21 protein-coding genes, 1 tRNA gene and 1 pseudogene are annotated in these 20705 nt (G+C 64.8%); 13 read left to right on the forward strand and 10 right to left on the reverse strand.

Annotated features, from left to right (window positions below):
* Window position 1: 1 nt before the first annotated feature.
* A complete protein-coding gene (locus BDOA9_RS01235) occupies window positions 2–1492 on the reverse strand; it encodes an amidohydrolase family protein (protein WP_025032130.1) in 1491 nt (496 codons plus the stop codon).
* Between the two features lie 362 nt (window positions 1493–1854).
* Here BDOA9_RS01235 and BDOA9_RS01240 point away from each other — a divergent pair, with 362 nt between their 5' ends.
* The 5 genes from BDOA9_RS01240 (at window position 1855) to BDOA9_RS01260 (ending at window position 5598) form a co-directional block, all read left to right on the forward strand.
* Window positions 1855–3024: a PcfJ domain-containing protein gene (locus BDOA9_RS01240; protein WP_244521439.1), complete on the forward strand. Its 1170-nt coding sequence runs from the start codon at window positions 1855–1857 to the stop codon at window positions 3022–3024.
* A 133-nt stretch (window positions 3025–3157) separates the two neighbouring features.
* Entirely contained in the window at window positions 3158–3337 is a 180-nt protein-coding gene (locus BDOA9_RS01245) for a hypothetical protein (RefSeq protein WP_025032132.1), read from the forward strand.
* Between the two features lie 154 nt (window positions 3338–3491).
* Window positions 3492–4475, forward strand: a complete 984-nt coding sequence (locus tag BDOA9_RS01250) for an alpha/beta hydrolase (protein ID WP_042335386.1) — start codon at window positions 3492–3494, stop codon at window positions 4473–4475.
* 197 nt (window positions 4476–4672) lie between these two features.
* Complete coding sequence (locus tag BDOA9_RS01255) at window positions 4673–5143, forward strand: aminoacyl-tRNA deacylase (RefSeq protein WP_025032134.1); 471 nt, start codon at window positions 4673–4675, stop codon at window positions 5141–5143.
* 35 nt (window positions 5144–5178) lie between these two features.
* On the forward strand, window positions 5179–5598 hold the full coding sequence (locus BDOA9_RS01260) for a CBS domain-containing protein (protein ID WP_025032135.1): 420 nt from the start codon (window positions 5179–5181) through the stop codon (window positions 5596–5598).
* Between the two features lie 421 nt (window positions 5599–6019).
* On the opposite strand, the gene BDOA9_RS01265 is transcribed toward BDOA9_RS01260, so the two are convergent.
* Entirely contained in the window at window positions 6020–7837 is a 1818-nt protein-coding gene (locus BDOA9_RS01265) for a UvrD-helicase domain-containing protein (protein ID WP_025032136.1), read from the reverse strand.
* Between the two features lie 347 nt (window positions 7838–8184).
* On the opposite strand from BDOA9_RS01265, the gene BDOA9_RS01270 reads away from it, so the two are divergent.
* Window positions 8185–9612 (forward strand): hypothetical protein, encoded by a 1428-nt coding sequence (locus BDOA9_RS01270; RefSeq protein WP_025032137.1) that lies wholly within the window; start codon window positions 8185–8187, stop codon window positions 9610–9612.
* 112 nt (window positions 9613–9724) lie between these two features.
* Entirely contained in the window at window positions 9725–10306 is a 582-nt protein-coding gene (locus BDOA9_RS39350) for an SEC-C metal-binding domain-containing protein (protein WP_244521440.1), read from the forward strand.
* Between the two features lie 26 nt (window positions 10307–10332).
* Here BDOA9_RS39350 and BDOA9_RS01285 read toward each other — a convergent pair.
* Window positions 10333–10407, reverse strand: a tRNA-Glu gene (locus BDOA9_RS01285).
* 57 nt (window positions 10408–10464) lie between these two features.
* Window positions 10465–10809, reverse strand: a complete 345-nt coding sequence (locus BDOA9_RS01290) for a hypothetical protein (protein ID WP_025032139.1) — start codon at window positions 10807–10809, stop codon at window positions 10465–10467.
* On the opposite strand from BDOA9_RS01290, the gene BDOA9_RS01295 reads away from it, so the two are divergent.
* Together BDOA9_RS01295 and rpoH are read left to right on the forward strand one after the other, a co-directional pair.
* A complete protein-coding gene (locus BDOA9_RS01295) occupies window positions 10808–11815 on the forward strand; it encodes an RluA family pseudouridine synthase (RefSeq protein WP_025032140.1) in 1008 nt (335 codons plus the stop codon). The genes BDOA9_RS01290 and BDOA9_RS01295 overlap by 2 nt on opposite strands.
* 218 nt (window positions 11816–12033) lie before the next feature.
* A complete protein-coding gene (gene rpoH / locus BDOA9_RS01300) occupies window positions 12034–12933 on the forward strand; it encodes an RNA polymerase sigma factor RpoH (protein WP_025032141.1) in 900 nt (299 codons plus the stop codon).
* Between the two features lie 122 nt (window positions 12934–13055).
* On the opposite strand, the gene BDOA9_RS01305 is transcribed toward rpoH, so the two are convergent.
* The 4 genes from BDOA9_RS01305 to BDOA9_RS01320 form a co-directional block, all read right to left on the reverse strand.
* A complete protein-coding gene (locus BDOA9_RS01305; RefSeq protein ID WP_025032142.1) occupies window positions 13056–13682 on the reverse strand; it encodes a peptidoglycan recognition protein family protein in 627 nt (208 codons plus the stop codon).
* Window positions 13683–13716: 34 nt separating this feature from the next.
* The gene (locus tag BDOA9_RS01310; RefSeq protein ID WP_025032143.1) at window positions 13717–14919 is read right to left on the reverse strand and encodes a GGDEF domain-containing protein; all 1203 of its coding nucleotides are present in this window, start codon (window positions 14917–14919) and stop codon (window positions 13717–13719) included.
* A 617-nt stretch (window positions 14920–15536) separates the two neighbouring features.
* Entirely contained in the window at window positions 15537–16148 is a 612-nt protein-coding gene (locus tag BDOA9_RS01315; RefSeq protein ID WP_025032144.1) for a LysE family translocator, read from the reverse strand.
* Between the two features lie 44 nt (window positions 16149–16192).
* Window positions 16193–16567, reverse strand: a complete 375-nt coding sequence (locus BDOA9_RS01320; RefSeq protein WP_025032145.1) for a response regulator — start codon at window positions 16565–16567, stop codon at window positions 16193–16195.
* Between the two features lie 121 nt (window positions 16568–16688).
* Between BDOA9_RS01320 and BDOA9_RS01325 the strand changes: the two genes are divergently transcribed.
* Window positions 16689–17519, forward strand: a complete 831-nt coding sequence (locus BDOA9_RS01325) for an SDR family NAD(P)-dependent oxidoreductase (RefSeq protein ID WP_025032146.1) — start codon at window positions 16689–16691, stop codon at window positions 17517–17519.
* Window positions 17520–17659: 140 nt separating this feature from the next.
* On the opposite strand, the gene BDOA9_RS01330 is transcribed toward BDOA9_RS01325, so the two are convergent.
* Complete coding sequence (locus tag BDOA9_RS01330; protein WP_025032147.1) at window positions 17660–18466, reverse strand: lytic murein transglycosylase; 807 nt, start codon at window positions 18464–18466, stop codon at window positions 17660–17662.
* Window positions 18467–18612: 146 nt separating this feature from the next.
* Between BDOA9_RS01330 and BDOA9_RS01335 the strand changes: the two genes are divergently transcribed.
* From BDOA9_RS01335 to BDOA9_RS01345, 3 genes are all read left to right on the forward strand, one after another.
* Window positions 18613–19119 carry a hypothetical protein gene (locus BDOA9_RS01335; RefSeq protein WP_025032148.1) on the forward strand — a complete coding sequence of 169 codons (507 nt, stop codon included), beginning with the start codon at window positions 18613–18615 and terminating at the stop codon, window positions 19117–19119.
* Window positions 19120–19135: 16 nt separating this feature from the next.
* On the forward strand, window positions 19136–19477 hold the full coding sequence (locus BDOA9_RS38690) for a hypothetical protein (protein ID WP_025032149.1): 342 nt from the start codon (window positions 19136–19138) through the stop codon (window positions 19475–19477).
* A 515-nt stretch (window positions 19478–19992) separates the two neighbouring features.
* Window positions 19993–20229: a hypothetical protein gene (locus BDOA9_RS01345; RefSeq protein ID WP_025032150.1), complete on the forward strand. Its 237-nt coding sequence runs from the start codon at window positions 19993–19995 to the stop codon at window positions 20227–20229.
* On the opposite strand, the pseudogene BDOA9_RS39355 reads toward BDOA9_RS01345, so the two are convergent.
* A pseudogene (locus BDOA9_RS39355) lies at window positions 20192–20643 on the reverse strand (thiol-disulfide oxidoreductase DCC family protein). The gene BDOA9_RS01345 and the pseudogene BDOA9_RS39355 overlap by 38 nt on opposite strands.
* Window positions 20644–20705: the final 62 nt, after the last annotated feature.

Genomic DNA, 20705 nt, shown 5'->3' on the forward strand with positions numbered 1-20705 from the left:
CTCAGCTCTCCACGACGGGGCGCCGCACGGGCTTTCCCGGCCGCGCGTTCACGTCCAGAATGCCGTCGCTGATCAGCAGCTGACCGCTGACGACCAGATGCCGAACACCCTCGGAGGGACGATTCATCGCCGTGAAGGTGGCACGGTCCGAGAGTTTTTCGTAATCGAACACGACGATGTCGGCATCGGCGTCCTTGGCGAGCCGGCCCTTGGCGCGCATCGCCGGCGTGCTCTGCGAGAGGATCTCCGCCGGGATCAGCGCGCATTTGCGCACGCCTTCCAGCAGCGACACCGCCTTGCGCTCGCGCACCCATTCGCGGATGAATTTCGTGAAACAGCCGGCCGAGCGCGGATGCGAGGTGGCATCATCCGGCAGCGGCCAGGCGTCGCCGGTGTAGGTTGAGCCGTCCGACAGCGTCCAGGGCATCGCGTCGGAGGCAATCGCGCCGCCGGGATAGAGCACGGACATGTCGAGCAGGTCGCGGTGATGCGCATTGTTCTCGGTGTCGAGAATGTGCCAGAGCACCAGTGAGGACGGCTCTTGGGCCTGCGCCTTCAAGAGCTCCTCGCGGTCGCGGAAACGGTAGCCGTCGGTGACGCGCTGCACCGAATCGTAACCGGTGCCGTTGCGCTCCACGAACGCCGGGTCGCTGAAGAAGGCCGCCGCCAGCACGGTCGAGCCGGTGCCGTAGGGATAAGCTTCGACCGTGATGGGCAGTCCCTGCGCCTGCGCCTTCTCGATCAGCACGCGGCAGCGCTCGACGTCGGTCTTGCTCGACGAGTTGAAATGGCAGATGTGCATGTGCGCGCCGGTGGCGCCGGCATAGCCGATCAGGCGGATATAGGCTTCCACCGCGCTCTCGGGGTCGATGCGCGACATGAAGGCGACATGGGTGAAGGTGGGCACGTCCTTGGCGGCCGCGAGCTGGCAGACAGCGGTCAGCTCCTGCACGCCGGCTCCGGGCGCATAGGCGTTCAAAATGCCGATGCCGATGCCGCCTTCGTTGAGGCCGCGGGCCAGACGCTCGAGGATACCTGAGACCTCCGCATCGGTTGCGACATTGTCCATCCAGCGGCGGTCGCGCATGGCGTTGCCGAACGCCTCCAGCGAGCTCTCCGCATTGGAGCCCGTCATCGCGCCGATGCGCGCGAACGCCCAGTTGGTGGCTGCGCCATAGTTCAGCACGCGGCCCTTCCGCGCCTGGCGCTCATACCAGGACCCGACCGGCAGCACGCCGGCCTCGAGATCGAGCGTCGTCGTGACACCGTCGAAGGCCTGCATGCGGTCGGCCGGAAGCGACTGGCCATGGGCGTGCAGGTCGATGAAGCCAGGCGCCACGACGAGGCCTGTGGCATCGACAACCCGCTCTGCGCCGCCGAGGCCGGTGCCGACGGCGGCGATTTTGCCATCCACCACCGCCACATCACCGACGGCGTCCATCCCGCTCGCGGGATCCACCACCCTGCCGCCAGAGATCACCAAACCACTCATCTCGTCACTCCGAAAAGCTGAAAGCCAAAAGCCCCCGAAGTCCCGGCAGCTTCGGAGGACGAAACCGGCCACGTCGCGGGACCGTCCCGGCGCGCATGATGCAGATTCTGGAGCGAACGACCACCGCCGCGGATGCCGGTCCTGCATGCGTATTGCCGCCCGGCGATCGCCGGAACGTGCAGGCAGGATGCAGTCTCGGGTTGCAACTTCGCCGCTGCCAAGCTATGGGATGCGCGCAATTCCAATGTCAGGAGGCGACCGTGTCTACGACTGTACGCTTCCCGGGTTCGCCGCGCGATACTTAGCGCGTCCCCCGGGATCGATTCCCGGGTGAGATCACAAGACCCCATATCAGATCGAATTTGCCGCGGCCTGTCGGCGCGCGATTGCGAACTTGTGTCATGACACTCAATGTCCTGCCGGCCCCTTGTCAGGTGGCCGGACGTTCCGACCTGCTCGAACGGCGGCTTCGGCGATATCATCAGCGTTTCGAGGACGCCGTACGTGCCCTGGCCGCGCGGCACCCGCGCTTGGCCGACCTCGCCGCGAGCTTTCCCGCGCTCCTCTTCGCGCTGGCTGTTCCGCGGACACGGCTCGATCCAGCACGCGCGACAGCATGCGTGGTCGACGGCGCTCCCCTCGCGCAAGTCGCCGCACTTGCCGGTCTGCCCCTGTGGCTGCGCAAGCTGCCGCCGGAGGCATTCGTGCGTCCAATCCCGCGATTGCCCGATGGCGAGCTGTTTCGCCGGCAGATTGCGAACCATCTTCCGCGTTCTCCCAAGCTGGCGCCGATCTGGCTTCAGCTCGTTGCCGAGACCGCCGAGCTCGCGCATGAGCCGATGGCCGCCTGGATCGCCCGCGAATATGTGCGTTCGCCGCGACGGGTGCAGACTGCCCGGCTGCGACTCATCTGTCTCTGGGCGTGGTTTTCGTCTCAACCGGTGACGTTTGGGCACGATGTGATCGAGCGGCCGTGGGCGCCGGACCTGCGGATCGATGCCGCGCGTTCGGCCGCGGAGGATTGGCGAACAATGGTGGCGTTGCATGCGGATCTCGGCCGCTTGCCGATCACCGACATGTGGCTGCGGCCTGGCCGGATGGCAGGTTACGAATTCGTGCCGCTGGATTCGACTTCCGCCATCACCGCAGAAGCGAAGGCGATGCGGAATTGCCTCAGATCCTATGGCTACAATCTGGCACATAATCGATCACGCCTCTGGAGCGTTCGAAAGGACGGCGAACGGGTCGCGACGCTGCGGATCGCCTGCCGCTTTCGCGATCCGCTGCCGAGCCTCGTCGAGCTCAAAGGGCCCGGCAATGTCGATGTCTCGCGCGAGCTGTGGTGGGCGGCACGCCAATGGCTGCACAAGCACGATCTGTCGCAGATCGACATGACGCAACATGCCTGGGAAACCGCGCCGCTCGATCGCAACAGCTGGGTGTCGCTGTGGCGGCCATACTGGCTCGCCAAGCGCCGCATCCCGGACTGGCTGCCGATGGCGCCGTCGCGCGAGGCACTCGAAGCGCTATGAGTTCAAATGGCACCAACGGAAGTGCATTGCAGCCCGCATGCTCTCGCGTCCTCGCGGGATGGTCTGTCCGAGCTCTGCTCCGCTTCACACCCTTTGAAGGAAGGGCGCAGGGATTGCTTTTGCCCGCGAGTTCTTGCCGAACGATCTGGACGACGTTCGTACCGTTTTCAGCAAGCGCGGCGGCTATCAGAAGTTCAAGGCCCTGCTCTCCCGACGGGTAGCGATCGATGTCTGGCGTGACTACCGGAACAAGGCGACAGAGCGGGCATTGCGCGATTGGTGCGAGATCCAGGCGATCGAGATCACTGACTGACCTGGCATTCGCTTGAGCGCTGGGAGGTGCGCGAGCGGCTCTGCCGTCTTCTCGCCCCCATTGTCCTTCAGGGAGCAGATGGGGCGGCTGTCGGGGGCAAAGTTCCCATGGGTTCCCAGTGATAGGCCGACGTCTTCTCCAAACAAATCATTCCATGTCGCGCCGCGCTCTCCTCGGCGGTCTCCTGTCGACGGGGAGCGCGCTGGCGCTCGGCGGATGCGCTGGCCTCGGTGCGACCGGCGCGCGCTACGACGCCTCCTCGCTCTCCGTCGACCCGACATTGCTTGTCGTCACGACGCGCAAGCCCGTGAACGGCGGCCGCGCGAAACCCTGGTTCGGGCCGGAGCGCGCGACGAACATGACGGTCGCGCGGGCGAAGCTGGCGGCGCCGGACGAGAGCCGACTTTCCCTCGCCTCGGTTGGACTCGAGGATTGGCGTCTCGACCGGATCGAACCGGTGCCGGCGGACGCCGGCGATCTCGCTGCGCAGGCCGGCGGCGGGGACGTGCTGATCTATGTGCACGGCTTCAAGCAGACATTCGAGACGGCGGTGCTGGATGCAGCCCACCTCTCCGATGGGATCAAGTTCCGCGGCCGAACCATGGCGTTCTCCTGGCCTTCCAAGGCAGGACTGTTCGACTACGCCTATGACCGCGACAGCGCGATGTGGTCGCGCGATAACTTCGAGCGCGTGCTCTCCGCGCTGGTCTCGGCACCGGGGGCGGGGCGCGTGCACATCGTCGCCCACAGCATGGGAACCATGCTGACGCTCGAAAGCCTGCGCCAGCTCCATGGGCGATACGGCGACACGGTGACGAGCAAGATCGGCGCAGTGGTGTTTGCCGCGCCCGACATCGACATGGACGTGTTCTCATCGGCGGTCCAGCGCATCGGCCCGCTCGCCGGCAAGATCACGGTGATCGCCTCGACCAACGATCGTGCACTGGCGCTGTCGGGGCAGCTCGCCGGCGGCATGACCCGGGTCGGCGCGGCCGAGAAGGCCACCATCGCCGCGCTCGGTGTGCGCGTGGTCGATGCCTCCCAGGAAGGCTGGGGCATCATCAATCACGATCTGTTCCTGTCGAATACGGAAGTGCAGCGGGTGATCCGCCGCTCGATCGACGGCACGACGGCGTAGGGAAAGCGCCTGCGCCGAGCCACGCGAAAAGCCTGCTCCTGCCCACGCCCGTTCCGGCTCCGAGGGGAATTGAATTGCAGCTTGCGGATGGAAGACCTATGTTAGGCTTCTAGTCAGGCAGCCGCCCATCGTATGGCGAGAGACTGCAGGGTCGACCTCACGGTGGATGGTTTCCATTCAGCATCGGAGGTGATGCCATGGCCATTGCTCCCACCCTCCAGAAATACCTCGCCGCTGAGAACATCCAGTACGAGGTGATCCCGCACGAGCTCAGCATGACGTCCGCCCGAACGGCGCAGGCATGCCATATCTCGGGCGACCGCCTCGCCAAGGGCATCGTGTTGCGGCGCGACGGCGGATACATGCTGGCCGTCTTGCCCGCATCGCATCACCTCTGCCTGTCGGACCTGAGGACAAGCCTCGGCGACAATGTCCACATGGCCGATGAAACCGAGATCAACCGGCTGTTCCGCGACTGTGCACACGGCGCAGTTCCTGCCGTCGGCAAATGCTACGGATTGGATATCATCGTCGACGACAGCATCGAGGCACAGCCGGACGTCTATATGGAAGCCGGCGATCACGAGACGCTGCTTCATATGGGGCACGCGCAGTTCGCGCGCCTGACGGCCAACGCACCGCACGGGCGCTTCAGCGCGCATGACTGAGGATCCTCTACCACGCCCACGAACGGAGGCTCGCCATGAAAGTCAAGGACGTGATGCACAAGGGTGTCGACTGGGTCAGCCCCGACACGCCAATCACCGAAATTGCCAAATTGATGCGGGCGCATGACATCGGCTGCATTCCGATCGGCGAGGATGACAAGCTGGTCGGAATGGTGACCGACCGCGACATCGTCTGCAAAGGACTCGCAAGCCACAGCTTCGATGCCGGCCGCGCGAAGGCACGTGACGTGATGACCGAGGGCATCCATTGCTGCCGCGAGGACGACGACCTTGCCAAGGCGATGCATCATATGGAGAAGCTGCAGGTCCGCAGGCTGCCGGTGATCAACAAGAGCAAGCGAATGGTCGGCATCATCAGCCTGGGTGACGTCAGCCATTCCTCATCGGGTGACATGCTCACCGAGACCGTCAGAAGCGTTTCGGCGCATCACTGAACTTACGGCCAGGACATATGGCCAGGGCTCCTCTCGCGATCGCCGCGCGAACAGGCGGTGAGGGGAGCCCGAGCTACGCTCGTCTTGCAACCATCGCGCGGCGCAAAAGCAACGTCGCGAGAGGACTCATTTTGCGCCGGAGTGAATGCAAGTTGCGCCGGAATGGATGCAAGGCACGTTCACTCGATCACCGTCATCATCGGTGACGCGGCGGCGCGCGACCTAGAGCGTGATGAGATCAGGTTTGATTAAGTGCACTCCCTCTCCCGCTTGCGGGAGAGGGCTGGGGAGAGGGTGTTCCGCAATGGGATAGCCCCCTAGAGGAGAAAGCCCTCACCCGCGCCTTCGGCGCGACCTCAAGCGGGAGAGGTTGCACCGAGCCCGCGGCGATCGATTCGAGCTGAAGCGATTCCGCTCTAGACTACGCGATCAAGCGCTGCACCAATGCCGACTCGCTCGAATACGTCAGGAGCGCCTCGTGAGTTGCCCGGGTCACCCCGACATAGGTCAGCCGGACACATTCCTCGACGGTCTCGCCGTGGCGGCCGAGCAGGCCCAAGCCGGCGATGGCGACGCAGGGAAACTCCAGCCCTTTCGCGCTGTGCATGCTCAAGAACCGCACGGCCACCCGCTTGACCGAAACCCGGTTGCGATTGTCCTTGGCGATGTCGACCGGCACGCCATGCCCGGCGAGGATCTGCGCGACCCGGCCGCCGATCCAGTGCTCCGGGTAGAGACACGCCATCTGCGCCCACTCGTAGCCGGCTTTCTTCCGGTCGAGAAACCACTCGGCGACGCAGTGAGCCTCTGCGTCGATGCTCACGCATCGCCGCACCTCCGGCTCCAATCCCTGCCGGCCCGCATCTTCGGGCAGCAGAATGGCGTGCTCGTCGTCGGCCGTGATGCCGGGAGCGCCGATGACGTCCGCGGCGAAGCGTCTTGCGAAGGCAACGATTTGGGCGGTGTTGCGATAATTGACCTTCAGCACGGTCGTTCGGCCCTTGGCTTCAATGCCGAGCTGGCTCCAGACCGGGCGCTCACGCCCCTTATAGATGGCCTGAATATCGTCGTAGACGACCATCAGCGCCCTGGTGCGCGGGTTCACCATCTTGGCCGCGAGCGCGAGCCATTGCGGCTCGAAGTCGTGTGCCTCGTCGATCAGGACGGCGTCGTACTGCTCCGCCGGAATATGGCCCTGGTCCACCGCCTTCACCACCTCTGAAACGCTCGCAGCCAGGCGCTCTGCGTAGTCCGGATAATCCCGCTCGGATGGTGCGGGAATCCCGAAAGTCCGCAACATGCGGTAGCACCACGAGTGGAAGGTGAGAACCTGAACGCGGTCCTCGACGCCCCTGCTCTGCATGGCATCCTCGAGCCGGCCGGCGATGCCGTTGGCGTAAGACAGGATCAGCACCGGCTTCGCCGCCGCACGCGCCAGATACTCGGCGCGAAAGGCGAGGATCATGGTCTTGCCTGAGCCGGCGACGCCGCGAATGATGCGGTGCCCCTCGCCCAGGCTGCGCGCGAACTGCTCCTGATGCAGGTCCATGACCGCGAGCGTCCGGTCGGAAGGATCAGCCGCCGGCGCGTCTTCCAGAGGCAGGGCTATTTGCTGGATGCGGATCTCGGGAAACAGCAGCGCGCGCAGCCGATCGAACTGCGGCATCGACAACGGCTCTCCAAGACGCGGATGAACCATGCGCCACAATTTCGACCGGAATTCCTCGGGGTCCGCGCCTTCGGTCATCTCGTCCTTGAACAGGCAGAGATGCTCGGAGAACACCTCCTTGAGATCAGTCTGATCGAACTGCTTGCGCGTGATGTTGGTGAATACGGCCCCGAAGCCGAACGGAACGATGGACCGGCCTGCGAGGCGATGGCCCTGAGGAAACAACAATTGCCCGTCCCGCTCCAGCGTGCGCACGACCTCGAACGTATATTTGCGAGCCTGCTCGAGCGGATGGCTTTCCCGCACGACACGACGATCTGTCAGCAGCTCGACCCTGGTCTTGTCCGCCGAAACGATGGTGTCCAGGCGCCAGTCCTTCACCTCGAGCACGAGCAGGCCGTTCGCGGGATGAATGATGATGAAATCCGGATGCCGGTTGCGAGGACCAACAGGCAGGTTGTGCCAGACGACGGCGTTCTCCTCGAGGAAGTCCTTCAGTCGTTCCGCCAGCCGCAGCTCCCCACGGCTGTCGAAGCGCGCGAAGCCGAGACTCGGGATCAGGATTGCCATGTTGACGCGATCGCCATTTGCCGACCACCTTGTGAGGCCACGTGTGTAGCAGGGCGGCCTCTCCAAGGCTGACATGGTTGCCTAGAGGGTGCAGGTTTTCAATGGGTTAGGATTGGATGGCACTCCGCTTCGAACACAATCGCGGACCTTATGCATTTGAGATGGCTTGATATTTTCGCCATCCCAATGATTCGACGCGGCCTGCGGGGTCCGAGTGCGACGCAAAAGACAGTTGATGTCATCCGGACCGGTCCGGTTCCGGATCGCGTCGCTGGCGTACGCTTGCTAATCTGCGGTGCAGTCACATCCGAAGCCGCGATTGCATTCTCGGGCACGCGAGCAGCAACATGACAACCAGGCATATCCTCGACGGGCTGATCAAATGGTCCATGCGCGACCGCTGGGCCGAACGGTTTGAGGCGATTCTCGAAGATCATCTCATCGAGGCGTGCGACGAAGCCGGCCTCGGGATGAATGATATCGTCTCGATCCTCGGCGAAGACCTGTTCATGAGCACGGCGTGGGCCTGCGCTTTCGAAGACTTCCTGACGCGTGAGTTCGAGCGCGGCGGAAACGCAATTGACGACTATCTGAAACGGGGTGGCCGGAAGGAATCCGCGTCGGTGCGCACCTACCTGGCTGCGATGCGACATTCGGTGATGAGCCTCTATGAGGTCAGCGACATCGTCCGCGGCACCTCGTTTCTGGCGCGGGATCTCATCCGCGGCGGCGATCCGGTTCTGATCAGCGAGCGCAGCGCGACTCAAAGCCTGAGATCGTGGGACCGAATTGCCGCCCGCCTCGTTCAGGTCGGGCCGCGAACGGAGATCGGCGGCGGCTTGCTGGTATTCGACCACGAGACGTCGGAAATTCTCCTCGAATCCCTCGAAAGGCTCGACTCGCTCAGCAGCGAGGAGAAGCGGGAGCTTGCCGAGGCGAATGGATATGACTTCGACGACGAAGCATTCATGGATCTTTCCCCGACCGAAAGGCTGCGTGTCTCCGCTCCGATCTTCACGACATTCTGGCTCATCGACGCGATCGACAGAGTTCGGTCACCGCAGATTCCCGATGTGCGGAACGCCGAAGGGGACGAAGTGATGCTGTGCGAGGCGCGTTTCCCGCTCGCCGCCCGCACCGCGGAGCATGACATCAGAGCCGGTCTGGAAGCGCGTCCGGAGTTTCGTGCCACAAGCTCGACGTCCTGGAGCTGGGTCGCCGATGCGGGCGACGTTGCCAAACCGGCCGCCATGGCGTCGAAGCGCGATCGGCCATTGCAGGAAACGTTCACCTACGAAGCGTGGTCGGACGAGGACAGCCTCGTGCTCGCAGATATACGGCTGGATGACAGGACGCTGGTGCTCAGCACGAACTCCAAGCAGCGTTGCGACCGCGGATGCGCGCTGCTGTCCGATGTCTTCGGCAGACGCCTGCGGAAACCCCGGGTCGAGACCACATCGATCGAGCAGATCATAGCCTCGCGCAATTCCGGCGCGCCGCAGCAGTTCGATATTCCCGAGGACGAGCAGCGCGCCATCGTCCATGATTACCTGGACCGGCACTACCGCGACGTGCTCGATCAACCAGTTCCCGCGCTTGGCGGACAAACACCGCGTGCCGCGGTCAAAACCGCAGGCGGACGGATCAAGGTCGTCGAGTGGCTCAAGTTCATGGAGAACCGGTCGGCGAACCCTTCCGATCCGAACAATCCGATGGACAGTTACGATTTCACGTGGCTATGGACGGAATTGGGCCTGAGCGAACTGAGGGAGTGAACGATCCGGGCAATGCCAGCCATAGCCGGCGCGGGAAAGTTACTCGGCGCGTCGTCGTTCCATATTGCCGGTCGCCGGGAAGAGAGTTTGTCGTGCAAGAGATGGCGTTCCCATGGTGAATTCAGACAAGAGAGTAGGACGAAACGACCCCTGCCCCTGTGGCAGCGGCAAGAAGTTCAAGAAGTGCTGTCTCAACTCACAAAGCGGGGCCGAACTCCCATCCGGATTGCATCGGCACGATCCGCAGGAGCGGGAAATCGCCCCTCCGGTCCATGAGCAGGCGCAACGAGCGTTGCGGGACTATGATCCGTTCGCGCAGCCTGACCCCGAACAATGGCTTGCGCTGGATGAACAGGAGCGGATCGATCTCGTCGTGGAGTACCATCGCCGTGCGCGGATCCGCGTCCCGCGCGCGCAAGCACATGCTGCATTTCACGCTATCGCAGAGAGCCAGATTGCCGATCCCGACCTGCCGGTGCGACGCATCGCGCGGCGCTTGATGTCCGAAGGGCTGGATCGTCACGAGGCCATTCACGCCATCGGCTCGGTGGTCGCCGCCCAGATGCACGATCTGGTGAGCGAGGCCAGATCGGTCAGCTATGGCGTGGAGCAGACTTCGAAGCGGGACCCGAACGAGGCCTATTTCGCCGAGCTGGAAACCTTGACGGCGGAACAATGGCGCCGGTCCGGCTGATCGTCGCAGCAAGGTTGCTGCCGAAATGGCGCTCCCTAGGGGAATCGAACCCCTGTTTCAGCCTTGAGAGGGCCGCGTCCTAACCGCTAGACGAAGGGAGCGTGAGGGCTAGCCAATAGCCTCGAAATTTGTCCGCCGCAAGGACCCCGACGGGCCTTTTACGGCTCATTGGCGAATTTCAGCCGTCCGGCCGGCTTGAGGGTATGAGCGTCGAAGGTACGGATCTCGATGATTCCGCCGAGATCCAGCGTGACAACCAAGCGGTCGCCGGCGACCCCGGTCGAGACGATTCTCGCGCCCTTCGGCAAGGTGGCGGTGACATCGCCCGCCGGCCCGGCCGCCCTTCCCTCCGACTTGAAAAGGCGGTAGCCCACCGCGATCAGCACGGCGCAGATCGCCAGCGCCGTGGTCAACCCCGCGATCAGCATCATCCGCCGCACCCGCGCGAACAGCGCGGCCTGCTCGGGGGTCGGTTCGGGAACAACGGTATCAGACGTCGTCATGAATAGCCCTGGGTCAGCGCAAAGGTTGAAGGTTGTGGTCGAAGGCTCCGAGGGCTCGCCCCGGCTCGACCGCGTGCTGGCGGCGCACCTCGCCGACCTGTCGCGATCGCGGCTGAAAGCCCTGATTTTGGCGGGCGCGGTGAGCCTGAAGGCTTCCGCCATCCGCGACCCCGCTTATCATGTCGCATCCGGCGAGACGATCATTATCGACGTGCCGGAGGCGGCTGCTCCGGAGCCGAAGGGGGAGGAGATCGCCCTCGACATCGTGTTCGAGGACGACGACATCGTCGTCCTCAACAAGCCCAAGGGGCTGGTTGTGCATCCGGCCGCCGGCCACGAGACCGGCACTTTGGTCAATGCGCTGATCGCCCATTGCGGCAGCTCGCTCTCCGGCATCGGGGGGGTGCGCCGGCCCGGCATCGTGCACCGGCTGGACAAGGACACGACAGGGCTGATGGTGGTCGCCAAGAACGACCTCGCCCATGCCTCGCTGTCGGCGCAGTTCGCCGACCACGGCCGCACGGGCCAGATGCGGCGCGGCTACATGGCGTTTGCCTGGGGCGTGCCGAACCGGCACCGCGGCACCGTCGATGCGCCGATCGACCGGCATCCGCATGCGCGCGAGAAGATGGCCGTGCGCCAAGGCGGCCGCGAGGCGGTGACGCATTGGGAAATCCTGGAAAGCTTTAACGGACGCGACGGCAAGGGTGTCGCCGTCCTGCTCGCCTGCGAGCTCGAGACCGGCCGCACCCATCAGATTCGCGTCCATCTCGCCCATATCGGCCACCCGCTGCTGGGCGATGCCGTCTATGGCCCGCATTTCAAGACCAAGGCCAACCAGCTGGCGCCTCAGTCGCAGGCCGCTCTGGCGGCGCTGGGGCGGCAGGCCTTACATGCTTACCTGCTGGTATTGGAGCACCCGAGGACGGGAGAATTACTCCACTGGGAGGCGCCTCTGCCGGAGGATTTGCTTCTCCTCGAACGCGCCCTCAAAGCGGCGCTATGACGCAGGTCGTTTCAGAAAGCCTTTACATTACAAAAAGTTATAGCTGCCACACGGGGACGTGACGTCAGCAATCCTTCCCTTTTTGCCCCCCGATGGGATATATTGCGGCTGCGTTGAAATCACCAACGCGGAACATCGCAGCTACGGCCGGCTTTAACACAGCGGTCGTCTGCCTGGCCCGCCGCTATCGGGGGCCTGAACCTTTTGGAGGGCGCACTATGGCCCGTACCGCTGCTTTGCCGGTCCTCAACGGAGAATCCGGCCTTTCCCGCTACCTCGCCGAGATCCGCAAGTTCCCGATGCTGGAACCGCAGGAGGAGTACATGCTCGCCAAGCGTTGGCGCGAGCATGACGATCGCGACGCGGCGCACCAACTCGTCACCAGCCATCTCCGCCTCGTGGCCAAGATCGCCATGGGCTATCGCGGCTACGGCCTGCCGATCTCCGAGGTCGTCTCGGAAGGCAATGTCGGCTTGATGCAGGCGGTGAAGCGTTTCGAACCCGAGAAGGGATTCCGTCTCGCCACCTACGCCATGTGGTGGATCAAGGCGTCGATTCAAGAGTACATCCTGCGTTCGTGGTCGCTCGTGAAGATGGGCACCACCGCGAACCAGAAGAAGCTGTTCTTCAACCTGCGCAAGGCGAAGAGCAAGATCAACGCACTGGACGAAGGCGATCTCCGCCCCGACCAGGTCAAGCTGATCGCCAAGCGCCTCGGCGTCACCGATCAGGACGTGATCGACATGAACCGCCGGCTCGGCGGCGACGCGTCGCTCAACGCACCGATCCGCGACGACGGCGAAGCCGGCGAATGGCAGGACTGGCTGGTCGACAACACGCCCAACCAGGAAGCCATGATGGCGGAGCACGAGGAGTATGATCACCGCCGTGACGCGCTGAACGGCGCCATGGGCGTGCTCAACCCGCGCGAACGCCGCATCTTCGAGGCGCGCCGCCTCGCCGATGAGCCGATGACGCTGGAAGACCTTGCTGCCGAGTTCGGCGTGTCGCGCGAGCGCGTCCGCCAGATCGAGGTCCGCGCCTTCGAGAAGGTGCAGTCCGCGGTCAAGGGCACGATCGCAAGGGCCGAACAGGCCGCGCTGGAAGCCGCGCATTAAGCTCGGCGGTTCAGCGCCAGAAATTGGCGGATCGAAAGAGACAGAAAGCCGGCGGCAACGCCGGCTTTCTTGTTTGGCGTGATGCGCGCTGCACCCGATAGCGGTGCGTGCGGGCACACCGCCTACTCCCCCCATTGCCTTGCCATCGTCGCGAGCGCGCAGCCTTCGCAATAGCGGGCGTCCTTGTAGTCGATCCAGTTGTGCGCGTAGACGCGGTCGAGCGGGATGTCGTAGCGCGCGCGCAGCACCTTCACGAGGATCTTCCACGCCGCGACCTGCGCGGCCGTCGGTCCCGTCGTCACGTCGGGATAATTGCCGGCGAACTCGACGCCGATCGAATTGTCGCGCACCACCTGACGGTAGGTCGGCCGGTTGTCGATGTATTTGTTGTCGTTGCGGTTGGCGCCGTCGCCGTGGGTCGGCACGAGGGTCTCGGCGACCGCCCAATAGACCGTGCCGTCGGTCTCGACCCAGACCGTGACGCCGCGCCGCGTCGGGTTCTTCGCCTGGGCCTGCGCGCCGCCGCGCGCCGAGCCGGCCGGCCCCTCGGTCTGGTGCACGATGATGTTGCGCCAGGGTCTTGCGCTGGCGACATCACCCCACGGCGCCAGCCAGACGATCTTCAGGCCGGGGATGTCGGGCGTGCCGGAGGCGCGCGCGAGCGTGGCGAGCTCGGCATCCGCAGCAGCGGCGGAGACGACCGGAAGGAGAGCGGCCAGGACGGCCGCGAGCAGGCGAAACAGCATCATGCAGGGTCCAATAACGACCCGAGCCTAACAGGCTTTACGCGAAAGTCCTCACCGTCTCGACAGAATCGGGCGACAGCGGCGGAGCGGTGTCATAGACCGCAAAGTCGTTCTTGCCGTTCTTCTTGGCGGCATAGAGCGCGTGGTCGGCATTGGCCATGAGGCGGTCCGGGAATTCGCCGATGCCGCGATCCCACTCCGCGACGCCGATCGAGATCGCGATCGGAATGTCGCGGTCGCTGCAGCTGGCGGCATCCTGGCGGCAGACCTCGAGCACGCGGCGGGCGATCGCGGCGGCCTCGCGCAGGGACGAGGACGGCAGCACGATGCAGAACTCGTCGCCGCCGGTGCGGGCGAGCATGTCGCCGGGCCGCAGACGCGTCTGCGCCATCAAGGTGAAATGCTTCAGGCAGGCATCGCCGGCAGCATGGCCATGGGTGTCGTTGATGGTCTTGAAGCCGTCGAGATCGATCACCAGCAGCGAGAACGGCTCACCACTACGCTGGGAACGTGCGCATTCCTCGGACAGCCGCTGCAACAGATGCCGCCGGTTGGCGACGCCGGTGAGATCGTCGAGCAGCGCAAGGTCGGCGACCTCCCCCCGCAGCCGGTCTATTGCCATCAGCAGGAAGCCGAAATTGAGCGTCATGGACAGGAACAGCAACCCCAGCACCATGATGGCATGGTTCTGACCGCCGGCCACGGCCGAGAAATCATAGTCGAGCAGGTTGCCGACGATGCGCGTGCTGAACGTCGCGACCATGGCGATGATGACGATGCCGGACAGCCGGGCTCCCGGACTAACCCGCCCTTCCGGCGGAGACAGCAACAGAGGCAGCGCGCGCAACAGCGGCAAGGACTGCCCGAGCGTGTAGCAGAACATCCGCAGCGGCATGTGATCGAAGCCGAACTTGAAGAAGGCGACGGTGCCGAGGCTCAAGGCCCCGGTCGCGACCATGAACCGCCAGGAGACCGGCCGATCATAGAAGCGTTGGATGCCCATTGCGGCGAAGCAGCTCGACGCGATAATGCCGGCGCCCGCGATCAGAAGCGGGAGAGGAGACAGGGCCGAGAGGCCAATCAGGGCGACCATCGCGCCGGCCGCACCGACGAAGGCTGATGCCATCCAGAACCGCGCAGCCGCGAAATTCGGATAGGAGCGCGTCACGTAGGCCCAGATCACCCCGAGCGCCAGGAAGTTGACGACGAAGACCGTCCACAATGTCGGTACGTTCAGCATGGCGCGTGCAGCGCGCGCAGCGTCCCGCCCCCCGTCCCTGGCAGCCGTTCGTCCATGACCCATCCCCGTTTTCTTGCGGAGGACAATGCGGCCGTTGCGCTTAATGGAGTCTCACTGCGGCTTGCGAAAACGCGCCCTTGGTTTTGGATTCATGAACGGCACGCGGCTGTTGTCGGATCGTTAAGCCTGTCGCCGCGGATGGCCGTGCTGACGCGCGAGGCGGATTCGCGACCAAAAATCACCCGAAAATGCATCTGAGCTGTGGATAACAGGATGACATGGATGTGACGACGCGGGGCAGCCGGCTCCGAATCTGCTGAGTTTGTCGTCGAGGATGTTGCGAGGCTGGCCCTCCGCCGAGCATCCCTCGTGTCGCGTTCCACCATTAACCCTTGAGAGGATACTATGGCTAAGAAAGCGAAGAAGGCGGCGAAGAAGAAGGCGAAAAAGGCCAAGAAGGCGAAGAAGAAGTAACGAGGCTTCTGTTTCTTTGCCCGGGTGGACTCAGCTCCGCCCGGGCATCAGGTCGATGGAAGATGGCGGGCGCAAGGCCCGCTTTTTTATTGCGCGAGAATTCGCTCCTCGCCCCGCCCTTGCGGGGAGAGGTGACGAGACACCTACCGCTCCGACAATGCCAGCTTGGCGCCGAGTGCGGCGAAGCCGGCGGCAAAGCTGCGGCGCAGCCAGGCCATGACGGCCGGGCGGGAGATGACGCGCTCGCGCACCGCGGCGGCACAGAAGCCGTAGAGCACGAACACCGCGAAGGTCATCGCCATGAAGGCCCCGCTCAATTCCAGCATGCGCGCCAGCACATGGGCCTCGTCGGCCGCGATGAACTGCGGCAGGAAGGCGAGGAAGAAGATCGACAGCTTCGGATTGAGGATGTTGATCAGGAAGCCGGTGACGATGACGCGACTGCTCGATCTTTCCCTGATCTCGCCGCCGACCGCCAGCGCCCCGGTCTCGCGCAGCGCCTGCCAGGACATGTAGAGCAGATAGGCGACGCCGCACCATTTCAGCGCGGCGAAGGCGAGCGCGCTGGTGTGGAGCACGGCGGCAAGGCCGAGCATGGCCGCCGCCATGTGCGGCACGATGCCGAGCGTGCAGCCGAAGGCGGCCGCCACGCTGGCGCGCGAGCCGCGGGTCAGCGCCGCCGCCAGCGTGTAGAGCACGCCGGTACCGGGCGAAGCGACGACGATGAGCGAGGTGAGCAGGAAGGACCAGGTCATGGACCGACGCTATCACCGCCTCGCGCGGCAAGAAAGCGGGCGCGTCAGGACAGCTGAGCGATCTCGGCCTCCCGCAGCACGTCGAGCGGCGCCCAGGGCTTGGCCCAGAACTTGGCGCCGTCGGGCAAGGCTTGCTTCAACGGGCGGCCTGAGGTGACGACGACGTCGAGCTTGGGATTGCGGTGCTTGGCGACATGGGCGAGCTCGACGCCGTCCATGCGGCCGGCCAGCTGAACGTCGGTCAGCATCAGGCAGAGCGCGCCGGCATTCTTGTCGAGCACGCGCTCGGCGGCCTCGGCGCTTTCGCACTGGATGACCTGGTAGCCGCTCTCCTCAAGGAGGACGCAAAGCATCTCCCGCTGCATGGCGTCGTCTTCAACGATCAGCGCTGTCGCGCGTAATGGCTTTGCTTGTCCCATCGGCGGCTCCCAATGCTTGCCTCCATAACGCATGTTAAAAACCGGGGCGGGCCAGGGTTCGGTTTCATTTCAAAAAAAAGTAATTCATAGTTCCACGATCGGGGACTTGACGGGGGAATTCATGACGACGATTCGGGGCGCCGCCGCCATCACGGGAGCCGCCAGCGGCATCGGCCGGGCGCTGGCGATCGAGCTCGCGCAGCGCGGCTGCGACCTCGCGCTGGCCGATCGCGACGAGGGCGGATTGAAGGCGGTCGGAGCAGAGATTGGAACAACGCGCAAGGTCAGCCTGCATCGCGTCGACGTCGGTGAGCCCGACGACATCGCGCAATTCGCAAGCGAGGCCATCGCCGCGCATCCCGCCCTCGGCATCGTCGTCAACAATGCGGGCGTTGCGCTGATGGGCACGTTCGAGGAGATCGACCAGGCGCAGATGGACTGGTTGTTCGACATCAATTTCTGGGGCGTGGTGCACGGCACGCGCGCCTTCCTGCCGCATCTGAAGACGATGGGCGAGGCGCACATCGTCAACCTCTCCTCGATCTTCGGCATCATCGCCCCGCCGGGCCAATCGGCCTATGCCGCGGCGAAGTTCGCGGTGCGCGGCTTCTCGGAGAGCGTGCGGCACGAGCTCAGCGTCGCGGGCAGCCCGGTGAAGCTGTCGGTGGTGCATCCCGGCGGCGTCGCCACCGCGATCGCGCGCAACGCCCGCACCGGCGCCGGCGTCACCGACAATGCCCGGCGCGCGCAAGCGATCGAGCGGTTCGAGAACGCGGCGAAGACCTCGCCGAAGGACGCCGCACTGCGCATCATCAGGGGCATCGAGCGCAACGAGCCGCGCATCCTGATCGGCAACGACGCCCGCTTCATGGACCTGCTGCAGCGCATCCGCCCGGGAACCTATTGGGCGCCGCTGCAGCGGAAGCTGGAGAAGATGGCGAAGGGGACGTGATGTGACGCGATGGCGTTGCCACACACGCCGCTGTCGTAGGGTGGGCAAAGCGGAGCGTGCCCACGATCTCGTGCGACGACATAATCGCGTGGGCACGGCGCGAGGGCGCCTTTGCCCACCCTACGAGACCGCGTATGTGGCTACTGCCCCATTAGCCGGTCCGCGAAATAGCCGATCGTCTTGCGATAGACCACCGCCCGGTTCCACTCGCGCATCGCCTCGAAGTTCGGCGTGCCCTCGCCATAGGGCTGGCCCATCTTGAAGCCGCTGGTGTGCAGGAGGTTGGCGGTCGAGGCGAGCACGTCGGGGATGCTGTGGCGGAGATCGACATGGCCGTCGCCGTCGAAATCGACGCCGTACTTGATGTAGGACGACGGCAGGAACTGGGTCTGGCCGATCTCGCCGGCAAAGGCGCCGATCAGGTCGCGCAGCGGCAGGTCGCCGCGCTGCACGATCTTCAGCGCAGCGAGCAGCTCGCCCTGGAACAGGTCGGTGCGGCGGCAATCATGCGCGAGCGTCGCCAGCGTGCGGACCACCGGCATTTTGCCGATGTCGCCCTTGCCGAAATCGCTCTCCAGCCCCCAGATCGCGACCAGGATAGTGCGCGGCACGCCGAACTTCTGCTCGATCCGCGACAGCAGCGCGGCATGGCGCTGCAGCAGCGCGCGCCCGCCATTGATGCGGCCGGGGCCGACGCGGGTCGAGACGTACTGCTCGAAGGTCTTGTTGAAGGTGTAACGCTGGCGCCGGTCGAAGGCGAGCACCGCAGGGTCGGGCGTCACGCCGCTGAGCGCCGCTTGGGTCACGCTCGCCGAGACGCCGGCGGCCTGCGCTTCCTGCGCCATGGTGGCGACGAACGCATTGAAGTCGCCGCCGCAGCGCGCGGCCTGCGCCGACCCGCCGGCCAGAGAAAGCACGAAGGCGGCGGCCAGAAGCAGTCTCGACATGTGGAGCAATCCCCAAAAAAATCCTTGCGCGAAGCAGCTCACGGATCATGCCCGGGAACGCCGCGAGCGTCAAAGCGCGACGCTTGATCCGCATCAAAACGTCTCACGCCGTGCTCTCTAGACTGAGCCGAGCAGGAGAACCGCACATGACCGGAATTACCCTGACGGCCGAGCAGATTCGCAATGCGCCCGCCCCGGTGCGGCAATGGATCGAGCAGGAGGTGATCGCCGCGCTCGGCCTTGCGCCGCGGATGCCGGCGGCCGCGCCGCCGCAAGTCCCCCATCTCCTCGCCTGCAGCGTGGAAGACATGGCCGGCGTGCTCGAGCACATCCGCGGCGTGCTTCCTGCCGTGAACGTGCTGTTCGAGCTCGGCCGTCCCGGCATCAGCTTCGGCCGTCCCGCGGTGATGACGTTCCGCCTGATGGACATCCTGCATCACACCCGCCTCTCGGAGGTCGGCGAGGTCATGACGTGCCTCGAGATGATCAACCAGGCGCTGACCGAGGTGAAGAAGGACGCTTCCGTGCGGTTCTGCGGCTTCGACAATGAGGGCCACTGCCTGATCGCGCCGCAGACGCAAGCGAGCATCGCGACGTTGTGGCAGACCATGGTGGAGCGGCAGCAGGCCGCGCGCGCCGCGCCGGCGGCGTGAGGGAGGCGGCATCGCCATGCCCGACCGCCGGCAGCCGCAATCACCCCGCTCGCTCCTGCGCATCCCGCTGTTTCGCCTGCTCGCCATCAACCTCGCGATCGGCGCCTGCGCCGCAATGCTCCTGGTCGGCGGCCTGCTCTGGCTCAACCCCGGGCATCTGCGCGAGCTGATCTTCGCCGACCGCGCACCCGGCATTGCGCTCGTGCTGCTGCTCGCCGCCTTCCTCATCACCTTCGGCTCGGCCGCGATGGGCAGCGCGATCATGGCGCAGGGACGGAAAGAGCGCAGCGACAAAGGCGGCGGACATGGATCGCGGCCGTCGTTGCAGGAGCAGCCCGCGCGCGTGCGGACCAAGTGATGCGAGAGCCGGTGGCATACGCGCCCGTTAACATATGTTAATCGTGCGGCGTTGTCCCGCGGAGGTAACACGTGCAGGCGAACGCAAGCGCACGCGCACGCTGCGTTGCGAAAGCCATCAACATGAACGGAATGATTTGCGGCTTGAAACAGATCGTTCCGAGACTCATTGTTTCCTGATATCGCGACCAGTTGCATATCTGCCGCGCGCGGTGCGACATCGACGCCGCCACGATTTGCCTTGCCATCGCAGCGCGCAGCCGATAGCCTTCTATTCTAGGTTGTCGCCCCGCCAGCCCCGGGCGACGCTGAAGACCAAGATAAACGGCGGGCTTCGCCGCCCGCCGTTTATCGAGGCAAGGGCCGCATCGAAGACCCTGCAGCAGGCGCCCCACCCGCTTCCGCGATCAACCACAGCAGCCGCACTGTTCGTCAATCCACCGCTCCGGCACAACGCGGATGTCGACAATTGCCGAAGTCATTTGACTGCGGCGCGGCTATCGACGACAAGCCGCCATGGCCAAGAAACCCGGAACCAACCCCAAAGGCGAATTCGCCTTCTTCAACGTCGTCTACGAAGACGATTCCCAACGCTCCAACCGCCGCGTGCCAGCCGAACTCCTCGGCGGCCTCGACGGCGACGAACCCGCCCGCGGCTTCATCATGGAGCAGGACCGCGAGATCGCGGAGAAGAGCGGCAAGCCGGCGCTGGAGATCAAGCGGATCGAGCGGGTGGGGGCGAAGAAGAAGTAGGCGGGCCGAGGTGCGCTGACCAGCGCCCGCTCCATCTATTCCAGGCAAACAGCAGATCGGCAAACCGGTCGTAGACAAACCGCGTGACCGGCAGCGCCACGCGATTGCCTGATGGCGCCGCAAGCCACCCCTCCCCCTGCGTCAGCCGCCAGAGCGCAATCGCGACATCCGCGCCGACCGATGAGCCGGTCGGCCTCATCGGTTGCATGCAGGCGTCGCCTGATGTCGTCGAGCGAAGCGCCAAACTGCGCCAGTGCATCGCGCTGCTCGTTGATGTCCCTGAACTCGACCGCGCCCCACGCACCAGCGCCAGCAGCTTGTTGCGCTGCCAGTCGATGCCTCGCAAACGGGGCAGCGGGTGTTGTAGTAGACGGTGAGGCAACGACTCGACTGTGACTGGGTATTGCGAAACAAAACTCTGGAATCTGGACCGAGCGAACTCGCGTTGCGCGGAGGCTACTTTAACTAAAGGTAGT

Origin of the sequence: Bradyrhizobium sp. DOA9 (assembly GCF_000617845.2) — a bacterium.
GTDB lineage: Bacteria > Pseudomonadota > Alphaproteobacteria > Rhizobiales > Xanthobacteraceae > Bradyrhizobium.

Coding starts and splice junctions, on each gene's coding strand:
- BDOA9_RS01270 (WP_025032137.1), top strand. CDS start 8,185: ATGACAACCAGGCATATCCTCGACGGGCTGATCAAATGGTCCATGCGC.
- BDOA9_RS01310 (WP_025032143.1), bottom strand. CDS start 14,919: ATGCTGAACGTACCGACATTGTGGACGGTCTTCGTCGTCAACTTCCTG.
- BDOA9_RS39350 (WP_244521440.1), top strand. CDS start 9,725: ATGGTGAATTCAGACAAGAGAGTAGGACGAAACGACCCCTGCCCCTGT.
- BDOA9_RS01305 (WP_025032142.1), bottom strand. CDS start 13,682: ATGATGCTGTTTCGCCTGCTCGCGGCCGTCCTGGCCGCTCTCCTTCCG.
- BDOA9_RS01345 (WP_025032150.1), top strand. CDS start 19,993: ATGGCCAAGAAACCCGGAACCAACCCCAAAGGCGAATTCGCCTTCTTC.
- rpoH (WP_025032141.1), top strand. CDS start 12,034: ATGGCCCGTACCGCTGCTTTGCCGGTCCTCAACGGAGAATCCGGCCTT.
- BDOA9_RS01290 (WP_025032139.1), bottom strand. CDS start 10,809: ATGACGACGTCTGATACCGTTGTTCCCGAACCGACCCCCGAGCAGGCC.
- BDOA9_RS01325 (WP_025032146.1), top strand. CDS start 16,689: ATGACGACGATTCGGGGCGCCGCCGCCATCACGGGAGCCGCCAGCGGC.
- BDOA9_RS01335 (WP_025032148.1), top strand. CDS start 18,613: ATGACCGGAATTACCCTGACGGCCGAGCAGATTCGCAATGCGCCCGCC.
- BDOA9_RS01265 (WP_025032136.1), bottom strand. CDS start 7,837: ATGGCAATCCTGATCCCGAGTCTCGGCTTCGCGCGCTTCGACAGCCGT.
- BDOA9_RS38690 (WP_025032149.1), top strand. CDS start 19,136: ATGCCCGACCGCCGGCAGCCGCAATCACCCCGCTCGCTCCTGCGCATC.
- BDOA9_RS01250 (WP_042335386.1), top strand. CDS start 3,492: ATGTCGCGCCGCGCTCTCCTCGGCGGTCTCCTGTCGACGGGGAGCGCG.
- BDOA9_RS01235 (WP_025032130.1), bottom strand. CDS start 1,492: ATGAGTGGTTTGGTGATCTCTGGCGGCAGGGTGGTGGATCCCGCGAGC.
- BDOA9_RS01295 (WP_025032140.1), top strand. CDS start 10,808: ATGAATAGCCCTGGGTCAGCGCAAAGGTTGAAGGTTGTGGTCGAAGGC.
- BDOA9_RS01315 (WP_025032144.1), bottom strand. CDS start 16,148: ATGACCTGGTCCTTCCTGCTCACCTCGCTCATCGTCGTCGCTTCGCCC.
- BDOA9_RS01255 (WP_025032134.1), top strand. CDS start 4,673: ATGGCCATTGCTCCCACCCTCCAGAAATACCTCGCCGCTGAGAACATC.
- BDOA9_RS01260 (WP_025032135.1), top strand. CDS start 5,179: ATGAAAGTCAAGGACGTGATGCACAAGGGTGTCGACTGGGTCAGCCCC.
- BDOA9_RS01320 (WP_025032145.1), bottom strand. CDS start 16,567: ATGGGACAAGCAAAGCCATTACGCGCGACAGCGCTGATCGTTGAAGAC.
- BDOA9_RS01330 (WP_025032147.1), bottom strand. CDS start 18,466: ATGTCGAGACTGCTTCTGGCCGCCGCCTTCGTGCTTTCTCTGGCCGGC.